The 19,649-nt window shown below is 54.3% G+C and carries 13 protein-coding genes; 10 read left to right on the top strand and 3 right to left on the bottom strand.

Features of this window, described 5'->3' with window-relative positions:
- Nucleotides 1-68: 68 nt before the first annotated feature.
- The gene (locus SH139x_RS07530; protein ID WP_488354661.1) at nucleotides 69-3,143 is read right to left on the bottom strand and encodes a peptidoglycan DD-metalloendopeptidase family protein; all 3,075 of its coding nucleotides are present in this window, start codon (nucleotides 3,141-3,143) and stop codon (nucleotides 69-71) included.
- A 247-nt stretch (nucleotides 3,144-3,390) separates the two neighbouring features.
- Here SH139x_RS07530 and SH139x_RS07525 point away from each other — a divergent pair, with 247 nt between their 5' ends.
- Nucleotides 3,391-4,464 (top strand): hypothetical protein, encoded by a 1,074-nt coding sequence (locus SH139x_RS07525; protein ID WP_488354660.1) that lies wholly within the window; start codon nucleotides 3,391-3,393, stop codon nucleotides 4,462-4,464.
- 398 nt (nucleotides 4,465-4,862) lie between these two features.
- Here the strand turns inward: SH139x_RS07525 and SH139x_RS07520 are convergent, their stop codons facing one another.
- Nucleotides 4,863-6,224 carry a polysaccharide biosynthesis/export family protein gene (locus SH139x_RS07520; RefSeq protein WP_488354659.1) on the bottom strand — a complete coding sequence of 454 codons (1,362 nt, stop codon included), beginning with the start codon at nucleotides 6,222-6,224 and terminating at the stop codon, nucleotides 4,863-4,865.
- Between the two features lie 152 nt (nucleotides 6,225-6,376).
- Complete coding sequence (locus SH139x_RS07515) at nucleotides 6,377-7,036, bottom strand: hypothetical protein (protein ID WP_488354658.1); 660 nt, start codon at nucleotides 7,034-7,036, stop codon at nucleotides 6,377-6,379.
- A 461-nt stretch (nucleotides 7,037-7,497) separates the two neighbouring features.
- Here SH139x_RS07515 and SH139x_RS07510 point away from each other — a divergent pair, with 461 nt between their 5' ends.
- The 9 genes from SH139x_RS07510 (at nucleotide 7,498) to SH139x_RS07470 (ending at nucleotide 19,524) form a co-directional block, all read left to right on the top strand.
- Nucleotides 7,498-9,174: a glycosyltransferase family 4 protein gene (locus tag SH139x_RS07510; RefSeq protein WP_488354657.1), complete on the top strand. Its 1,677-nt coding sequence runs from the start codon at nucleotides 7,498-7,500 to the stop codon at nucleotides 9,172-9,174.
- Between the two features lie 435 nt (nucleotides 9,175-9,609).
- Complete coding sequence (nusG, locus tag SH139x_RS07505) at nucleotides 9,610-10,185, top strand: transcription termination/antitermination protein NusG (RefSeq protein ID WP_488354656.1); 576 nt, start codon at nucleotides 9,610-9,612, stop codon at nucleotides 10,183-10,185.
- A 175-nt stretch (nucleotides 10,186-10,360) separates the two neighbouring features.
- Nucleotides 10,361-11,614 carry a glycosyltransferase family 4 protein gene (locus SH139x_RS07500; RefSeq protein ID WP_488354654.1) on the top strand — a complete coding sequence of 418 codons (1,254 nt, stop codon included), beginning with the start codon at nucleotides 10,361-10,363 and terminating at the stop codon, nucleotides 11,612-11,614.
- A gap of 146 nt (nucleotides 11,615-11,760) precedes the next feature.
- Nucleotides 11,761-12,705 carry a GDP-L-fucose synthase family protein gene (locus SH139x_RS07495; protein WP_488355980.1) on the top strand — a complete coding sequence of 315 codons (945 nt, stop codon included), beginning with the start codon at nucleotides 11,761-11,763 and terminating at the stop codon, nucleotides 12,703-12,705.
- A gap of 33 nt (nucleotides 12,706-12,738) precedes the next feature.
- Nucleotides 12,739-15,411, top strand: a complete 2,673-nt coding sequence (locus SH139x_RS07490) for an O-antigen ligase family protein (RefSeq protein ID WP_488354653.1) — start codon at nucleotides 12,739-12,741, stop codon at nucleotides 15,409-15,411.
- 5 nt (nucleotides 15,412-15,416) lie between these two features.
- Nucleotides 15,417-16,571, top strand: a complete 1,155-nt coding sequence (locus SH139x_RS07485) for a glycosyltransferase family 4 protein (RefSeq protein WP_488354652.1) — start codon at nucleotides 15,417-15,419, stop codon at nucleotides 16,569-16,571.
- The gene (locus SH139x_RS07480; RefSeq protein ID WP_488354651.1) at nucleotides 16,568-18,232 is read left to right on the top strand and encodes a GMC oxidoreductase; all 1,665 of its coding nucleotides are present in this window, start codon (nucleotides 16,568-16,570) and stop codon (nucleotides 18,230-18,232) included. The genes SH139x_RS07485 and SH139x_RS07480 overlap by 4 nt, the downstream gene beginning before the upstream one ends.
- A complete protein-coding gene (locus SH139x_RS07475; RefSeq protein ID WP_488354650.1) occupies nucleotides 18,229-18,936 on the top strand; it encodes a class I SAM-dependent methyltransferase in 708 nt (235 codons plus the stop codon). The genes SH139x_RS07480 and SH139x_RS07475 overlap by 4 nt, the downstream gene beginning before the upstream one ends.
- Nucleotides 18,937-19,524: an acyltransferase gene (locus SH139x_RS07470; RefSeq protein ID WP_488354649.1), complete on the top strand. Its 588-nt coding sequence runs from the start codon at nucleotides 18,937-18,939 to the stop codon at nucleotides 19,522-19,524.
- Nucleotides 19,525-19,649: the final 125 nt, after the last annotated feature.

The raw sequence follows: 19,649 nt of genomic DNA, 5'->3' as shown, positions 1-19,649 counted from the left end.
GGTCGCTAACAGGCTGGTTGCCAACAATTTGACAACCAGCCTACCATGAGGTGAAACCTAACGGTTTGTTAGGTAAACCCTAACGTATCGCCAAATCGAGACCGGAAAGCCAAGAAATCAACGAAGCCAATTTGGGCATCAGCGTTGACATCGAAGGCGGCGTCGAAATCGGGGTCGTCCGAATCGGTTTGGAAAGCGCCGCGGAAAGCGAGAAAATCGACAAAATTGACGGTGCGGTCACCGTTGACATCGCCAAAGTGTCGGAAGAATGCATCGGCCGCCTCATCACCGAAGACATAGTCACCGCCGCGAAGTCCGTCGCCATCACCGTCTAAGCTTTGCAAGTGCGAGCCAATGATGGCATCGCCGTTGATCGTTAGTTGATAATTTCCATCGACGAGCGAACCATGCTCGACTTGTCCACCCAGGAAGACCAAGGTGGCGACAGTTTGTCCGCCGATCAGCTCGGTGGTGACATTTAAATCGACGGAGTTGCCCGACTGGCGTTCAATGACTTCGAAGGCACTCTCGCCGACTTCGACTTCATCGCTGAAAGTTATCGACAATGAGTCGACCCGACTTCGCTGGTCGCCTCCATCGTTGACAATAATATCTTCGACGGTCGCCAATTGATAAACGGGGTCATGCACGCGAATGGATTTATAGGCGTTAGTGGAGTACTCAAAGTTTTCGTCGATAACGAAGGTGCGGAGATACCGAGGTCCTGGTTGATCGCTTGACGATTCAAACTGAATTGCTTGCAGAATCGCCTGGATCGCGGCTGGCGTGATCGCCTCGTTGAATAAAACCTCCAGCGGCTCGGGAGCATCTCCGCCCGTAAAAGCTCCCACCGCGGTCCCCTCGTAAAGCACGCTGTTGCCGTCGACACTAACTTGACCGCTGCCACTCCCCTGATCTTCAATCTTCAACAAGTCACCGGGCTGGCGGCCGCCTTCCCAGTAACTGATGAAGAACAGAGGCTCGGTGCCGCGAGCATCGTAGGTCGTTTCGCTATCGACGTAGACGGGTGCGGTCTCCAATTGATATGCCACTGCGGAGCCCGGTTGAGTCACCGTGGCAACACCGAGCGGAACCGCGCCGGTGGTGGTACCTTCCACATTGAACCAAAATTCGGGGACCTCGGGATCCGAGGTGGTAAAGCGAACGGCGCCGAACGCCTTGCTGTCAAAGCCATCAAAATAGGTAATGGAAAACGAGCTGGACCCGCCAGCCGCGACAGTCTCTGGGAAAGAGCCATTGAGAGCAAAACCGAACGGTATTTCAGGCTCCCCAAGCAGCAGCGGGCTATCTCCGTGGTTGTGGATTGTGTAAGTCTGTGAACTGCCCGTCGCGCTGCCAAAATCAAAAGGTGTCGTGCGACCCGGATTAATATTCCAGCCGCTGCTATCAGTCATTTTGATCTGGCCTGGGGACGTGCCGTCGACCACTTCGAACGGCTCACTGACCAAGACTTGACCCTCTTTGAGCACTTCCGCAGTCCAAGTACCGACTTCTGTTTTCCAGTGGCTAGGACCGATCCACCAATAATGTTGGCTTTGCCGGCGATCGCTAGGAGCTGTCCAGTTAGTGGACCATTGCACAGTACCGCTGGGGCGTACGAAGCGAATATTGAGAGTTTCTTGAGCTAATAAGTGGGAGAAAGCGTAGTTGAACACCAACGGGTCGTTGGCAGCACGACTGAACACGCGTTTAGTCGGAAAACTCTCCCGCCAATCACTATCGTGCGGAGAGTTATCATTGCTAATGTTCGAGTAGAGGATCCCCGTATCGGTGGATGGCTGGTACACGACGTCAGCGTCTTCATGATAATACGTTTCCGTATCATACATGGTCTCGACCGGGAAATTGAAGCGCCGCAAGGTGTAATGAATATGGGTCCCGGTGCTGATTCCCGAGCTACCCATGTCACCGATCACGTCGCCCGCTTCGACCGTTTGGCCCACCTCTACCGCGACGCTATCACGAGCCAAGTGCCAATAAACGGTATTCCAGTTATTACCGTGATCGATGATCACATAATTTGCATCCGACGGATCCCAGTTCGTCTTGCGATCGAAATTACCATCAACGATTTCAGTTACCACACCTGCTGCGGCTGCGACTAAGGGGAGCCCGGCGTCTTGATCGGCAAAATTGGTCGGCCCCAGATCCCAAGCGTTGTGCCCATCATACTGGTAGATGCCGCCATTGAAGTCTTCCCTGAGGTTGGGGCGGGGATCGACATCGGCGTAATTGTTGACCACGTATGTTTCATTGCGCGTGCCGCTGGAGGGAAACAATAATTGGTGGTCGAAATCGGTCGGTTGATGGGGAGTAAACGTTTGTTGGCCGCTATTGTCGGACTCGTTTGTCTCACCGACTTCACTGTTCACATCGAGCGTAACGCTAAGTGAATGTTCACCGGGTCCCGCGTACCAGCCGCTGGTCCAGGCAAACCAGTTACCACTACCGGTGGCCCACGTAATATTTTCCCAAACTTTTTCCACCCCGTTCATCGAGAACCCGATGTCAAAGCTGGTTCCATTCGGGATACCCTCAGTTTCAAACTGGACCATGATCGCCACCATTTGGCCGATCGGTATGGATTCGACCAAGGCCCCGCTGGCATCTCGCAAAAGTGTCGTGTTGGTCAGTCGCAGATTCGGAGCGGCCCCCGAATTGTTCGGCGAAAACCCACCCCCACTGCGGTGGAGCCTGCCAAATCCTTCGGACTCGAACGGGATGCCGTGGTCGGCGGGATGGTCGTGCTCGCCATCATGGGGTTCCTCGCCGAATCCTCTCTCAAGCGGTTTTCGCCAACCGTCGTAAACACCGCCACCAAAATCATCCTGATCGACAATCACTGTCAGATGCTCGGGCTTGCCGCCGGCCCAATCGGGGGACCAAGCTGGGCGAGCTGTCGCGACTTCTGCGGCGTTCTGGCCACTCCCCCCTGAAGAACTCACACCTACCGCCCCAAGCGGGTCAACCTGCAACCCCCATTGCTCCACAGTTAATTGCCCCAGGTCGCCAGCCAGAAGTTGTCGTTGCTCCAACTGTTCTAACAAGAACCGCCGCGAGCGACGTTGCCGCCTGGCGGAATGGCGATCGCAACATTGAGAAAACGATTTTCGCAGAGGCACAACAGACTCCGTACCGGCAGAAAGTGAACAAACGCAACCTTACTACTCCCCCCGATGTTAACATTGCTGACAACCCAATTCAACGGATGAATGAACAGAGCCCAGCGATAATCGACCGAGCCGAGGGGGACTGGCACATGGCTTGCTTCGAATTCTCCCCGCCGGAGGCAAACCGTCATTCGACTTTTTGCGTACAGAAACAAGTTACACGGTATCTATCGAACTCGCGGTTTGGGTTAAAGTCTCGATGCGAGAAGATTTGTTAGGCTATTTGCTGGGCGCTTTGGAGCCCAGTGAGATGGAGCGAATTTCGCGGGCATTGCGGGCTGATCCCGCTTTGCGAGCGGAGCTTTCGCGATTGCAGCAGAGCTTGCGTCCGCTCGACGATGCCAACGATCTGTACGAGCCGCCGGCCGACTTGATTGATCGCACTTTGTCCGGTTTAGCGACTGGAAACCAGGCGTCCGACCTGCCACCACCGCAGTCCGGCGAGCAGCAAGCAAGTGAAGCGGCACAGCCCAAGCGGGTCAATCCGCGGCGTGTCGGTCTTCGTTCGCCGCGGCTTTCCTCGCCGAGGAGACTGCGAGCGGGCGAGGAGAGTCGTTTGGCCGGTTGGCGTTTGACCGACATGGTGGCCACCGCGGTGGCTGGAATCGTCATTGCCGGGCTGGTGCTACCGGGAATTCTTCGCGAGCGGTCAGGGGCTCGACAACAACTTTGTCAATCACAACTGCGCGAGATGGGGATCGCTTTAATTTCCTACGCGACTCGTCGTGCTGACCAGCGATTTCCAGAGTTGGCAGCTGAGGGGCCAGAATCTTTTTCGGGTTATCATGCGATTGAGTTAGCGGCTGCCGGTCTGTTGCCCTCGATGCCGACTCCTCGTTGGTGTCCTTCCCTGGACGTGCCGCCAGAATGGGTCGGCAAGCGGTTACCGACTCGCGAGGAACTTCGGCAAGCGGTTGGCTTGCAGTTGATCCAATACCAGCGAATGTCTGGAGGTCACTACGCGTACTCGTTGGGCATTTTGGAAAATGACCGCTACGTGGCCCCCAAGTTTTTGGGACGCAGTCATTTTGCTATCCTGGCTGACGCGCCGTTGCAATCGCTGGATGGCTGGGTCATGGCCCACGAAGGTCGCGGTGGAAATATTCTATATGAGGATGGGCACGTGGCCTTCTTTTCCAATTGGAACGAAGGAGTGCAGGGGGATCATCCTTTCCTCAACCGCGTGGGGCAATTGGAACATGGCTTAGACCCTAACGATGCGGCTTTAGCTGGCAGTCAGTACCCGCCGTTTTTGCCAGCCCGAAATCGCTGATCATGGTAGAGCGATTGTCCTCAATCGCTTGCAGCATTTCATTGTAGAGCGATTGTCCCCAATCGCTTGCAGCATTTCATTGTAGAGCGATTGTCCCCAATCGCTTGCGGTACTGCAAACAGCTGGGGACAGCAGTTCTACACTGCAAACAGCTGGGGACAGCAGTTCTACATTGCAAACAGCTGGGGACAGCAGTTCTACACTGCAAACAGCTGGGGACAGCGGTTCTACATTGCAAACAGCTGGGGACAGCGGTTCTACACTGCAAACAGCTGGGGACAGCGGTTCTACACTGCAAACAGCTGGGGACAGCGGTTCTACATTGTCGCCGTTCCACAAAAAAACTCCGACGACTGGTAAGTCGCCGGAGTTTTGCGGAGCGTTAGGACCCGACGACGCTATCGACCAGATAGCAATTCGCGGATACCGAAGGTAAAGAAGGTACCGATGCCGAAGTTGATCAGCTCTTCCTCACACTTAAACTGCAAGATCAAGATATCACCGGGAGCGACCAGCGGCCGTTGACGCGGATCGTTAATGGCTTTCGCCAAGTCGACTTCGATGGCGATTTGGCCATCGCATGGCGTCTTCCGCAGGATGTACAGCTTGCCTGGTGGAACCGGAGTCAAGCTGCCACCGAGCCCGCCCATGCCGCCTCCTCCCCCTCGGCCTTGCTGTTGACCGGCAACTCCAGTTCCGGCGAGTGCCATCGCCCCGAGCACGTCGAGATCGTAGTCACGTGGCAGGGGAAATTCGCCACCTGGCAGTAACCCACCGGTATAGAAGACTTCAGTCTCTCGCGATTCGATGTAGACGATATCTCCTTCCTCGAGGCGAATGTCGTCCTCCGTGATCGCGGGAGTTACCCCGGGAGGCAGTCGCAAGGGAATTCGCAGGATCGAAGGATCATCCGGCAGTTCTGGTGCACAAATGCAGGGATCTTTGGCAGCTAATTCTTGCTGCAAGCGGAACTCGCGAAGGAATTCTTCGCGGCCCGACTTCTTGGCACGGCTGGCTCGTAAAACCTTGACTTCGTTCTTAGCATTCAGACCTGGTAGACCACCGGTTTCGACTAAGGCGTTCAGCACATCGTTCTTGTAAGCGGGCAGTTTGACCACAGCCCCGGTGGCACTGCGATCGGAACCACCTCGAATAAAACCGGCTCCCAAGTTTTGCACGTTTAGATTACCACCATCTTCACGAACAACGATAATGTTATAGGTACGTTCGCGAATCATGGTCACGATGGGCCGCGCCTTTTCGGGCTGCAGAATCTGACCATCGATGTAGGCTTGGCGAATCTTTTCGCGAACTTGCTCGACCGTCAGCCCCTCGACATATAAGGGTTCGAGCAGCGGTAGATCGAGCGTACCGTCGGCTTGAATCGTCGCGGGGTATCCAATCGAAGGCGGCAAAGTGCTTTCCGCATCGGGGAAATTCACCGGCGGCGGTTCGGGCGGTTGGTTCGGTGGATTGAAGGGGAGCACCCCTTCGATATAAATCCCCAGCACGTCGCCCCCGGCCAATTGATAGGCGCGAGGTTCTTCGAGCGACAGCAGAGAGATATCAATCGGAACTAAGTTATTTTTCGGTTGCGCAAATAGTTGCGGTGGCACTCGCTTGGCAGGCACACCTTCGATCGGTGTGGTGATGGCCGTGCAACCGCCCGCGGTCGTCACCATCAAACATGCCAGCAAAGAACCGCCGCGGACGCGTGCGACCACCGATGCAAAGCGGTGCGGCAAAAGGCTAACGCTCATCTTTGGACTCTCGTTCGAAGCGGAACATGTGCGATATGTCGTACGGGACAAGGGACGGACGATCCGAGCCGAGCAGTCCAGCACGCTGATCAAAAAAGCTGTCGTCGGTGTTCCACTTAGGAACGCCTCCAAGGACTCTGAGCATATTGAACTCAGCGGCCGCTGGCGGCTGTGGGAACATTCGCTGCCGACACTCGCTTGATTGAACTAAAGTCGATCGAGCCGAAGTCCGCTGCGGGGACGTCCAGAGGACCGTTACCCATAGGACCTAAGCCTTCGAGAGGAGTCGGCGCGGTTCCGTGGGGCAAGCCCTCGGGACCGATCGCGGCTGGAGGCATCGTTTCATGGGCAGGCAACATGGTGCGGATTTCACTCCACGACCCTAAGCCTTCCATCTCCGCTGCCTTCGCACCGTGTGGATACCCTGCGAACCAAGCACTCACCTTCGCTTGACCTTCTGGCGATTGATATCGCCAGCCCCAATAGGCTCGGGGAGGCATCGCCGGCGTGCAACCATTACCGCCGGCGGCTACATCTTCGTAGCCTTGGCGATATCCAGCTGCAAAGTCGCGGTTGTGCGCTTGGTTGCAGAATTTGTCTTTGTTCTGATGCCAGCTCCTGGCACTCCATGCTTGATTTCGGTAGCCCACCATGAACTCGTCGATAGCATCCGACTGGCTCAGGCCACCCAACATCGAACATCCGCTTCCCGAGCCAACTGTGACACACGCAATGACCGCGGCGGTCATCATGCGACGCAAAATGCGGCGACGTGCGTTAAGTGGCTGTTGTGGGTTTGGACGATCCGCCATCTGGCCCCCCTTGGCTGCAACGGCAGTCGTTAAAATTCCGAATTGACGAATTGGCTAGTTGTAATTTTGGTAACAACTGACACAGTTATTCATCGCCCAATGAAGCGACTGGATTGAGGGAAAATGACGAATGCGAGGATGAAAGCCCTACTTATGTGGCCTCGAAAGAGACGGGCAGCGATGGGATAGGTAAGCCTCGCAAAGTTTGCCGGCACCTCTGGCTTATTCCGCCCAATTGCGCGAGCCGGGATAACGTGCCGGCCCAGTGATTAAACTTGCATTGCACATTTAACCTATGCTTGGTGACAGTGCTAACTGTGACTAACGTTGGAAGCGTCACAGCTCCCTCCGATCAGGGTATTCAGATCAGGAGATTCCTGCAGCGAAGATCCCACCGGGGATTTTCAAACTGAGCGATTGGGAGCAAAAAAGCAACTTCGACCACCACCTTGAATGACGCAATGTACCTGACCCTCACGTTCGCCACGTCGGCCGCTTTTGTCGTTGCCGTAGCCAGTTCGCTCGTGATTATCCCCATTGTGCGTTGGCTCAGCCGCCGCGTGGGAATTGTCGATCGTCCCGATCCGGAGCGAAAGCTGCACGGCAACGAAACCGCTTTATGCGGCGGTTTAGGCGTCTTCGCTGCCACTTGCCTGGCATTCTTCACCATCTTCCTCTGGGTGGGCGGGCAAGCGGTACCCAGCTTGGCAGAGCTACCCAGCCGTTGGTTGGTGCTGCTGGGTGCAGCCGCAGCCATGATGCTGGTCGGTCTCTTCGATGATGTCCTCACGCTGCGGGGACGACAAAAATTAATCGCCCAATTTGTGATTCTCTCCTGCGTCGTCGGCAGCGGCACTTTAGTGGAACAGGTCAGCCTCTTTGGCTGGCAGCTAGAGCTGGGCATGTTCGCTTATCCAATCACCATGCTGTGGCTATTAGGGGCAGTCAACGCTTTGAACCTGATTGACGGCGCCGACGGTATGGCGACCACCGCGGGGACGATCATCTGTGCTGGTTTGACAATCCTCAGCCTCTACTCCGGCGGTGCCGCCGAAGCGATCGTGGCTGTGTCACTAGCTGGAGCACTCGTCGGTTTCCTAGCCTACAATCGCCCCCCCGCATCGATCTTTCTCGGTGATGCTGGCAGCATGTTGATCGGGTTAGTCGTCGGCGTGCTGGCGACCTGGAGTAGCGTCAAGGGATCAACCGTGTTGGCCGCGGCGCCTGTCGCCGTGCTGGCAATCCCACTTTTTGATTCAGTGATCGCCATCCTCCGCCGCAGCCTGACAGGACGCAGTATCTATGCCACTGACCGAGCGCATTTACATCATCTACTGAGCGCTCGCTTTGGGCCCCAAGGGATGCTGCTGATGGTCGCTTTACTGTGCGGAGCTACCACCATGGCTGCCGTCTTGGCGGTCGTCTTCGAGCAGCAATGGATCGCCGTGCTGGGGGTGTTGATCGTGCTCGGGACACTGGTCATCACTCGCTCCTTCGGACACGCAGAACTCTCGCTGCTGCTCCGCAGGTTGGCCAATTTCGCCGAAGGCCTCGTCACCCCAGCGCACAAATGTGAACAGAGAACCCAGTCCCGGCACGTGCAGATGCAAGGTAACCGGCAATGGCGGCAAGTCTGGGAAAGCTGCGTTGAGTTTGCTCAGAAATATCAACTCGCCCAAGTCAAAATGGACCTCAACATTTCTTGGATCCACGAGGGCTACCACGGCGTCTGGAGCAGCGTGCGACTGCCCGAAAAAGCAGATCAAATGAGCCTTCGCATTCCGCTGGTCGTGTTCGACCCCAAGCTGGAGAAAGATCGCATCATTGGTCGCCTCGATGTGATCGCCCGGGGTGACCAAGCAGCGGTCTACGATACGCTGGAAATTCTAGCCGGCTTCTTGGCCGAACTGCGTCCACAGTTGACCGAACTGCTGCTCTCCAGCCAAGACACCAATGACACCGCTGCCAGCCCAGGCAAACCACCACTCGCCGAAAAACAGCAAAACGAAACATCCCCACTTGCGGAGCAAACTGCCCCACTGAGCGATGCAGGTCGCATCAGCAAGCAGCCGGCTAAACTGAACGGTGTTGGCGGTCCATCAGCGAAACTAGCCCACAGGGTCGTTCCTGGCAGCTGATCTGAAACCCGAGCATCCGGGCCGCGACCACCCCTGCGGATCGCCGTCAAACTGGCTGCGGTCTTTCCCCGGGAGTCTGCTCTTTTTGAGGATGCTGTTAAAAACAAGTGACGACAAGTAGCCATCGACGGCAATCGCGATCAGAGTATCCGGGCAATTGCCTCGAGGCGGGATCAATAACCGGTTGGCGGGCAAGCAGTGCATGACTGTGTATCCCCCCCACAACTCGCGATCGAGACAACTAGGCAGCCTGAGTAAATTGCGGTAGACAACGAAGTCAACACGGCCAAACGATTCACCAATTTACTGGAAATTCGAGGGTGCTTGCCACCCAAAGGGACGAAGTACGCGCAGATATTTTGACGTAGTCTAAGTGAGTGATTTATAGTGGGATAAAAACCGCGGCCCCTTATTCGCCAGCCAGTTAGCTCAACGATGCCGATCTTGCCAGCAGAGGATGACATCTATCCGCCGGACCTCTTCGAGCAAAATGCGGAAGATTCCCCTTGGTGGGCGATTTACACCCGTTCGCGACAGGAAAAGCAGTTAATGCGGCGGCTTCGCGAAGCGGAGGTTGGTTTTTACTCGCCAATGATAGCCAGGCGAGTACGATCGCCGGCCGGACGCGTTCGAGTATCACACCTGCCGTTGTTTCCAAACTACGTATTTTTGCGCGGCGACAATGACGCGCGGTACCAAGCGGTATGCACCGGCAACGTCTCGCGTTGCATTGAGGTCGACGACTCACTGCAATTAGTCACTGACCTGCGCCAGATTCGTGATTTGATTGCCACCGGCCAACCGTTGGCCCCCGAGTCGCGACTCGATGCGGGGGACAGGGTCCGAGTGAAGACGGGACAATTTGCTGGTTTTGAAGGGCGAATCGTGCGTCGTCAGCAAGAGACCAGGCTGGTGGTCGACGTCCGATTTATGAATCAGGGGGCCAGCGTGTTGCTGGAAGATTGTCAGCTGGAATTGCTGGAGCGAGTTGTTATCGAAAAGCAAGATTAGGAATCCAAGCCGTAAAACCACGGTTCGCGTTAGCCGTTTTGGCGCTAGCCACGGTTCGCGGGTTGGTTCACCTGACTAGTTTTTTTGATTTATGGAAAGAGGGGCATCTTTGGGAAGTAGCCGTATGCGGTCAACCGAGTCCATTACGAAATCGATGCGCGCGAAAGTTGTCTTCGTGAACCGATCCTACTGGCCTGATCACGAAGCAACCGGTCAGTTGCTGACGGATCTCTGCGAGTGCTTAGCTGAACGGTACGACGTGCACGTAGTGTGTGGACAACCGAACAGCTCCGCGGCCGGAGATCAGTTCCTTCGCGAGGGACGCCAAAGTCGTTGTGGAGTCACGATCCATCGCCTTGCTCACTACACCTTCCCCAAAAGCTGGCCAGCCGGGCGCTTGCTGAATTTGGTCTCCTTCACGAGGGCGGTCAGCAAGTATTTGTCTCGCAGTCAGTTAAACGCAGATATTTTTATTTCGGAAACCGACCCGTTTATGCTGCCACCGGTGGTTGCCAAACACGCGCGGCGGCGGCGTGCACGGTTTGTCGCCTATTTGCAAGACATTTATCCCGATGTGGCGATTGCCATCGAACGGGCACGCGAAGGACTTATCACTGGGCAAATTCGTCGTCGGCTGCGACAAGCCTATCAAGCGGCCGATCAAGTCATCGTACTTGGCGAGGACATGTGCGATCGTTTAGCTGACTGGGGTTTGGAGCGGGAAAAGCTGAGCATTGTGCCTAATTGGGTCGATTGCCAACAGGTGACTCCGATTAAGGAGAATAACAGTTTCCGTGCGCTGCACCATTTAGAAGATCGCTTTGTGGTGATGCACAGCGGCAACATGGGGCTGACCCAAAATCTGGATGTCGTCGTCGCCGCGACCCGCAGCCCGCTGTGGCCACGCGATGCGGTGTTGCTATTAGTCGGGGACGGTGCCATGCGGGGGCAATTGGAAGAGTTAGCCAGCCAAGGCCCGCAGGGTCGCGTACGCTTTCTTCCCTACCAACCTCGCCACGAACTTTCGCTCAGCCTTTCCGCTGCGGATGTTCATTTGGTGTCAATGGACCATCGTATCACTGGTTGCTTATTTCCCAGTAAATTTTACGGCATTCTGGCATCCGCCAGCCCCGTGATGATGATCGCTCCCGAGGACAGTGAACCTTCGCGAATTGTTAGAACCGAGCAGATCGGCTGGACCTGCCCACCCGGTGACCCCGAGCGGATCGCTCAAGCCGTTGCCATAGCGCAGCAGCAAACTGACGTGCAAGAGCTCAGACAGCGAGCCCGCGCGTTGGCCGAGCGGAGCTACGATCGCGTTGTCGCTTGCGCCAAATTCGAAAACATACTACTTGGTCTATTCCCGGTCGAGAAAGTGGGTGATGAAGATCCCTCCGGCTCTCATCAGTTGGAACGATCCTCTGCGTGAATCATTTTTGCGCACTGCAAATCTCACTACCACCCTTCCCGTTAGCCGCTTTGGCGCTAGCCGCGGTTCCCGTCAGCCTCCCGCCAACAGTTAGTTCGCCACGCATTCACGAGCTTTTGAGTTTCAAATTGAATAAGCAACATTCGCTGGCTGGACGGATCCTGGTTACCGGGCAACGTGGCATGGTTGGTTCTGCAGTCTGTCGTCGACTTGCAGTAGAAACAAATGTCGAGGTGGTGACAGTAGATCGCAACCAACTCGACTTGTGCGATCAACCTGCCGTCCAAGACTACTTTGCCAGCCAGTCCATCGACGCGGTGATCTTTGCTGCGGCAAAAGTCGGTGGTATCGTCGCCAACAACACCTACCCGGTTGAGTTTCTCAGCGAAAACATTTCCATGGCGTTAGCCACGGTGCAAGCGGCCCACGCGGCGGGAGTGCCAAGGTTTTTATATCTGGGCAGCACATGCATCTACCCGCGTGACTGCCCGCAACCGATCCAAGAGACAGCATTGCTCAGCGGACCACTCGAGCAAACCAACGAAGCGTATGCTCTAGCCAAAATTGTGGGACTCAAGCTATGTCAATATGTAAGGTCACAGTATGGCTTGCTATATCACAGTGCCATGCCAACGAATTTATATGGTCCGGGTGATAACTATCATCCCGAACATAGTCATGTGTTACCTGCCTTAATCCGTCGTTTTCACGAAGCTTATCAAGAATCCAAGCCGCAAGTCACGATTTGGGGTACCGGGACACCCAGGCGAGAATTTTTACATGTCGATGACTTGGCGGACGCGTTGGTATATTTATTGAGCTTGGAGAATCCGCCCGATTGGGTCAACGTGGGGACTGGTGAAGATATCACGATTTTAGCAGCTGCGCAAGCAGTTGCCAGCGTGGTTGGGTACGAAGGCGAGATCGTCACCGATCCATCCCGGCCCGATGGCACGCCACGCAAAGTGACAGACGTCAGCCGATTAAGAGAACTGGGCTGGAGACATCGCATTAGCTTTGAGCAGGGTTTAACATCAACCTACGCCAGTTTTCAGGAAGAGCTAACTGGCAATCAATTGCGAGCCGTTTAGAACCGCTCCGAAATTCTCATTGAAATGCAATTCATGCAAAGATTTTTAGAAGTTACGGTTTGGGTGGGAGCGATAACCGTAGCCCTAACGCCCGGCCTCGTCGCCATCGACAACGGCGGTGTCTTGCCATGGAGTTTCTGGCTGGCCACGGTGTTGATCGGTTTGCCGGTGGTCTGCGGTATCGCTGCCTTGAAACTGGAATCAACACCCGCCGGGATACAACCCCATTTGCTCACGCTAGCCTGCGTGGGCTTGGCGTTTTACGCTTGGCTGCAAAGTTGTTTGCTACCGAGATGGCTGGTCCGCTGGTTTTCCCCGGGAACATATGTGGCTTGGACCGAGTGGCTGCCGGCGGCAGCTCGAAGTGGATCGCTAGCGGACAACGGCGATTGGTTGCCGCTCTCAGTCGCTCCTGATGCGGCCGGGCATTATATCGCCTACTTCGGCTTGCTCGGCTTGGCTGCTTGGTGCGGTGCCACGTTATTTCACAGCCGCAACCGCATGCTGGGGATGCTCAGCTGTGTCGCGATCTTTGGTGCGATTCACGCTTGTTTAGGGATTTGGCAGTTATGTACGACTCCAGGGCAGACGCTGTGGGGCGCGTCGGCTGGCCATCCCTTTGGCGTTTTTGTGAACCGGAACAACGCATCGTTAATTATGAATTTGGGAGTAGCCAGTTCTTTAGGATTGTTAGGCTGGCGTTTAACAATCGTCACCGGTCACGAGTTTCGCTCATCCGATTTTCGCTTGCCCGCTCTGCTCGACTTGCTCAGCGACCGAGCGGCACTGTTGGCGATTTTTACGTCCGGCACTTGCGCGGCCGGTTTGTTCGCATGTGGCTCACGAGGCGGCTTGGCTGGACTGGTCGTCGGTTCCTTCCTGGCAATCGGCCTCTTCTCCTCGCGCCAGTTGATCGGAAAAGTTTTTGCCGTGATGCTGTTAATCAGCTTAGTGGCAGGTTTGTTGCTCATACGCATCGATGTGACGCCACGCACGCTAGAACGTTTCGGAGCGACTGCCGAGGGGCTATCGGAAAACATTCTCACCGACAAACGTTTGCCACACTGGCAAGACGCCAGCGTGGCATTCGCTCAGTATGTTCCTGCCGGCAGCGGTTTTGGCAGTTACCGTTACGCGTACCTGCCTTATGAGCAACAGGGGATCGATGGCTGGTTCTTGAACGCCGACAATTTATGGTTGGAATGGTTAGTCGAGGGCGGCCTGATAGCCGGCTTTGCGTTGCTCTGCGTGTGCGGCGTGATGATCTACGCGTTATTGCAATTACGTGATACCCCCGATCCGATGGACCATGGTATTGCCACGGCGGGTTGGTGTGCGTTGTTCGTGGTGATGGTCAGCCAAATCTTTGACTTTGGGCTACTGCTTGCGGGGTCGGCGATCACCACAGCCCTATTATTCGGAGCCGTGTTGGGGCGAGCCGCCTCGGTGGGGACGCCGCTGTTTCAGTTCGGTCCTCGCGATGGAGGTCGGCTAAACCTACATCGGCCCCAACGCTCGCGATTTGCCCCCTATTTTGTTGGCGGGCTGGCCGTCGTCCTGCTGCCGCTGACGGTGCATGCGTTTTATCAAGAAGCGACTCAAGATGCTTTGCTGCGAACGGCAGTCAGCATTGATTCGTTGGACGCGGAAGCACTAGACCAAACCATTGATTTGCTGAGCGAGGCCAATACCGCTGGCGAGCGTAAATACCGAACGTTGCTTCAATTGTCGCAAGCTCATATTGATAAGGGGCAACTAGCGGCGAGGCAAGTCATCTTATCGGAATCGGCGGCGTTGGCGAGGCTGGACGCTGACGATAGTCTGGGGTCGCCCCAGCAACTTCGGCGTTTAGCGGCCTACGCACGCCGCACCCGAGATCTATCACCCGACCAATCGGCATTGATTGAATCGATTATCGCGCGCGCGAAAATTGCTGCCGCACCGTCGCTCGAGCAATCTAAAGAGCAAGCGTTGCTGGCGCTGGGGCGTACCCCCCTGGCACCCGAGCCAAGATTTTTATTGCTACAGGCCCAACTCGATTTCCCACCTAATGAACAGTACCGGGAATTAACGCGAGAACTATTCCTCCTCCGTCGCTCCGCCACCAATTCGCTGACTTCGTTAGCCCGAATTGCCGCAACGGTCGATGATTGGGAGCAATCCACAGCGGCTTGGCGGAACATCATGACTCGTCGCCCACAACTGGCTCGCTTCTACTTGGAACAAGCCGAGGCCTCGGGTAACCCGAATTACTCGGACGCAGTTCCAGAAGATGACAGAGCTTTCTTGGAAGCCCTGAAATATGAATTAGCGAAGCAGATTCCCAACCGCGAACTAGTATCACGGGCTGCCACGGCGCTTGAGGAAAACATGCCGCTGAGTCGTTACGCGCAGGCCGATCAGTTGGAACTATTGGGTAACGCTTGGCTAGCGATCGAGGAGAATGAGCGTGCGTTGGAAAACTACCGCAAAGCCGTGGAGGCCGTTCCCGAGCGAGTCAGTCATTACTTTGCCTATATCGAAGCACTCAAGTCCACGGAGCAACCAGGTAAAGCGTTGCTGATCGCCCGCCAAGCAGTTGACCTGGTGGGACAAGATAATCCACGACTTAATCGTCTGGTCGACCAATTAGAGAAAGCGACGGGAACGGAACAACAAGATCGCGCAACGGAGGTCGACGCCTTGGAAGAGTTGTTGAAAAACTAGCGACCGTGGTGCAAAAAATTATCTACGCCTCGGAGTCGACGATCCCATCGGCGCAGGCCAACAGCGTGCAAGTGATGCAGATGTGCAATGCTTTTGCGCAAGCTGGCCATGAGGTAACGTTGTTTGCCCGCGCATCGCAACAACCCGAACCGCTGGCAATTATCCAAAGCCACTACGGCGTCAACGACCAGTTTGCCATCCAGACGCTCCCGTTTCGCACTGGGTTAATCGGTCGCTTCCGCTACGGCTGGCAAGTTGCCCGCTATGCGAAACGCCAGCGTGCTGACCTGCTGTACGCACGCTGTGCCTACTCGGCACTGCTCGGGTGTCTGCTGAGGATACCAACAATTCTAGAACTACACAGCCTCCCAGCTCAATCCGCCCGCGTATCTAAAACGATCCTGCCGCGCTTATTTCAAAGTAGCTCATTGAATCGAGTAGTTTGTATTACGAAATCTCTAAAAACCGACTTATTACTCAGGTTCAAACTCAACGAGGAACAGGTGATTGTCTGCCCGGATGGCGCCAACCGAATGAATCCGCAAGCATTGGAGCGTCCAGTCGCATCATTGACTGAAAGGATTGGTAGCTCAGCGCCATGCATTGGATATTTGGGCAGCCTTTATCCGGGCAAGGGCATGGAGGTGATTGTGCCCTTGGCAAAGAAACTGCCCCAACAGCAGTTCGTAGTCATCGGTGGAGACCGCGAAGGCCTGGCCCATTGGCGACAACAAGCAGAAGGACAGGGCAACATCCACTTTATCGGTCGCGTTGCGCCCGCCGACACGGCAGCATATTGCAACCAGTTCAGCATCGCCCTGGTCCCCAATCAGCGTCAAGTGTCCGGAGTCAACGGAGCGGACATTGGCGAGTGGACCTCACCCTTGAAAGTTTTTGAGTACATGTCCCTAGGTAAGCCGATCCTCGCCTCCCGTCTCGCGGTGCTGGAAGAGGTCTTAGCGGACGAGCAAAACTGTTTATTGTGCGATCCGGCCGACATCGATGATTGGGCAGCCAAAACCACCAGATTACTGAACGACCAAGCGCTTGCCGCGCGCCTCGGCAAACAAGCCCAAATTGACTTGGAAGAAAAATACAGTTGGTATCAACGGGCGGTCAGGACTTTGGCCACAGGCATGTCACACGAGCGTCAACAATGATTAAGACGTTCGAAGATCTAGCAGACAACGCTAATTATGATGTGTGCATTATTGGCTCTGGCCCAGCAGGCGGCACGCTTGCGAATGAACTATCAAGCAGTGGCCTACGAATCTGCGTGCTGGAAAGTGGCAAATGGTATAGAACTAGCTTTTGTGATGAGTTAAGGGACGTTGAAAGCGTCGCACTGCAAATCAAGGCCTATTCGCGTGAGCGTCAGGTTGGTGGGACATCGAACACTTGGGGTGGTTTGTCGAGTCAATTAGATCCGATCGATTTTGAAAACAAACCGTGGTTAACCGTTGAAGGTTGGCCGCTCACTTGGGACTGCTTACAACCATATTATGAATCAGCAACTGAACGATATCGATTCCCCCCGCTAACATGTTACAACGGCGAGGAATGGGAGAAAAAAATAGAATCCGGATGTTTGCAGCCTGAATGGAAATCGTTGGAATGCAAAAGTTTCTTGGCGCGAGCTGAACCTCAGAATTACAGGCGAGAGTTTCACGCGGTTTATCAGTTACCAACAGTGGACTTATTCACAGACACCACGGTCACCGCTCTTGAGTCCTCCCCGGAAGGTGGCTCGGCCAACTCGGCAATTGTTCGCAATCAAAATGGGGAGAAGCAAGTCCAAGCAAAGATCTTCGTGTTGGCCGCTAACGGAATTGAGAACGCCCGACTACTACTACTTTCGAAATCGTTCGGGCCGGCAGGGCTAGGGAACGAATACGACCAAGTCGGACGATACTTTATGAACCACCCCAAAAACTATTACGGCACGATACAACTAAGGACCCCGATCAAACGCATGCCAGCATATTTTGGATTTCTGGCTGACGGAATGGCTGGGTATTTAGGAATGAGATTACCCGAAGAATTACAAAAATCCCAATCACTGTTGAATTCATACGTTCGTTTTGAGCCAATATTCGAGTGGTCAGGCTCACCCGGTGTCGAATCATTTATCTATTGCACCAAGAGTATTCGCTTTTTTCGTCGCTCCTTCCAGCGTGCTAATCAAAAAAAAGTGATTGAATTAAGACACTACGCGGAGACGGGTGACGACAGCGATCTGCAAAACGCTGACAAATCCTACACGGATTACGGCAGAATTGCATATAACCTGATCAGATACTCTCCGGATATTCTTCGTTACCTCTCAAAGAGGCTATTCAATCAACGCGCCGCTCCGGTAACTCGTATTCGGGTCCGCAATTTTATGGAAATGGAGCCAGTGGCGGAAAATCGGGTTACGCTGTCTAGCAGTCTAGATCACTTCGGCAATCCGTTACCTCGGGTTACTGCCGATACTTCGCCACGAGATAGACGAACCCTTGAAGAACTGCATAAACAATTGGCCTCGGAAATATGCGTCCAAGGCTGGGGGCGGATGGAAAACTTAATTTCAGCCAAGAAGAATCCCTGGCCAATTAGCGGCGACGCCTCTCACCACCTTGGAACGACGCGAATGGGTACTGATCCAACGTGCTCAGTGGTGGACTCGGAATGTCGAATTCATTCATGCGAAAATGTCTACATCGCCGGAGGCTCGGTTTTCTCCACCAGCGGAAACGCGAATCCAACGTTCACGATCGTAGCCTTAAGCATTCGTCTCGCAGACCACTTGAAGCATTCCTTGAAAACGAACACGTCATGACCTCACGCACACCAAGCTCTAATCGAGTCATCAGAAAACTATATCGGTTCAACTTAACCAAACGAAAACTGTCGACACGTAATTTGGAGCGATTATGCCGCGAAACGGCAACCACGGAAAAAACTCTGGTCGTGCACAGCGAAGATGTGGATCACCACGATCACTTCCCCAACGCATACACCGTCACGAAACGCGCCGATTGTCCAGCGGATATGCATGTCGATGTCTACTACCGAGAACTATCAAAAATTGAAGACAGTAGTTATCCAGTGATTCTCTGCACGGGCCTGCTCGAGCACATTCCTGACCCACAGAGAATCGTGGGGGAATTCCATCGCATCTTAGCACCAGGTGGGCGTTTAATCATTTCCGCCAGCGCTGTATTCTCCTTTCACGAATGCCCCGACAACTTTTTCCATTTCACTCCGTATGGATTTAGACTTCTGTTTAAGGACTGGAATCGCCTCGACATGCTCCGCGGCTCTTGCCCACCATTTGAAACAATCTCAATCTTGCTGCAGCGAATTAATCTGCAATGCGACATTTTTCCACCAATCAGGATTCTGAACGAGGCGCTCTTCCATTCCATCAAATGGTTGGATTTTTTCGTAGTTCGCCAATACGAGACAAGGCAATTCCGCAACGAATCAAGCCTGACCGATTCGATGCTTCCCTCAAATATGCAAGCAGTTGTTGTCAAATAAATGCGAATCATAAATCGATTGTATAGACGATGCTGCCGCGAGTTACTACTGCTATCATCCAAACTGCGGCGTCAACACTTTCGACTGTTAGGACAAATCGATATTCATTCCAGTGCTAAAATTGACAGCGGCGTTAACATCGCTGTTGACTGGAGAAATAAGCAAGAATGCACCGTATCCATAGGTGCTGGAACCGTCATTAAATCTGGAGCTTATCTAGGTCCCCGCAACGGTTTCATCAAGATAGGAAACCACTGTTCTATAAATCCTTATTGCGTTCTACTTGGATACGGTGGCATCACAATTGAGGACGGAGTTCGAATTGCGGCACATACCGCCATCATCGCATTCAACCACAACTACGAAGACCCCGAGGTCTTAATCGCCAATCAAGGCAACAGAATGAGCGGAGTAACTATCGAAAGCGACGTTTGGATTGGTGCAGGAGCGCGAATACTTGATGGTGTCCATATCGGAAAAGGCGCGGTAGTTGGTGCAGGGAGTGTTGTAACAAGAGACGTGCCTCCACTTTCCGTTGTTGCTGGGGTTCCTGCGAAAATAATCAAGTCCCGGCAGTCTTCGAAATAGTAGTAATGGACTCAACGATCTAAGGATTGAGCTAAATCAATTAAACAACCCCGCTTGCGAGTGAGGACCAATAAAATGCAAGAACCCCGACTCTATGGCTCCCCGTCCTTCTTTGCCTATTGACA

The sequence above is a fragment of the Kothea flammea genome, assembly GCF_052161645.1.
Lineage (GTDB): Bacteria > Planctomycetota > Planctomycetia > Pirellulales > Pirellulaceae > Laterigemmans.
Note: the sequence above shows the minus strand (reverse complement) of the source record. Positions and strands in the feature narration are given on the sequence as shown.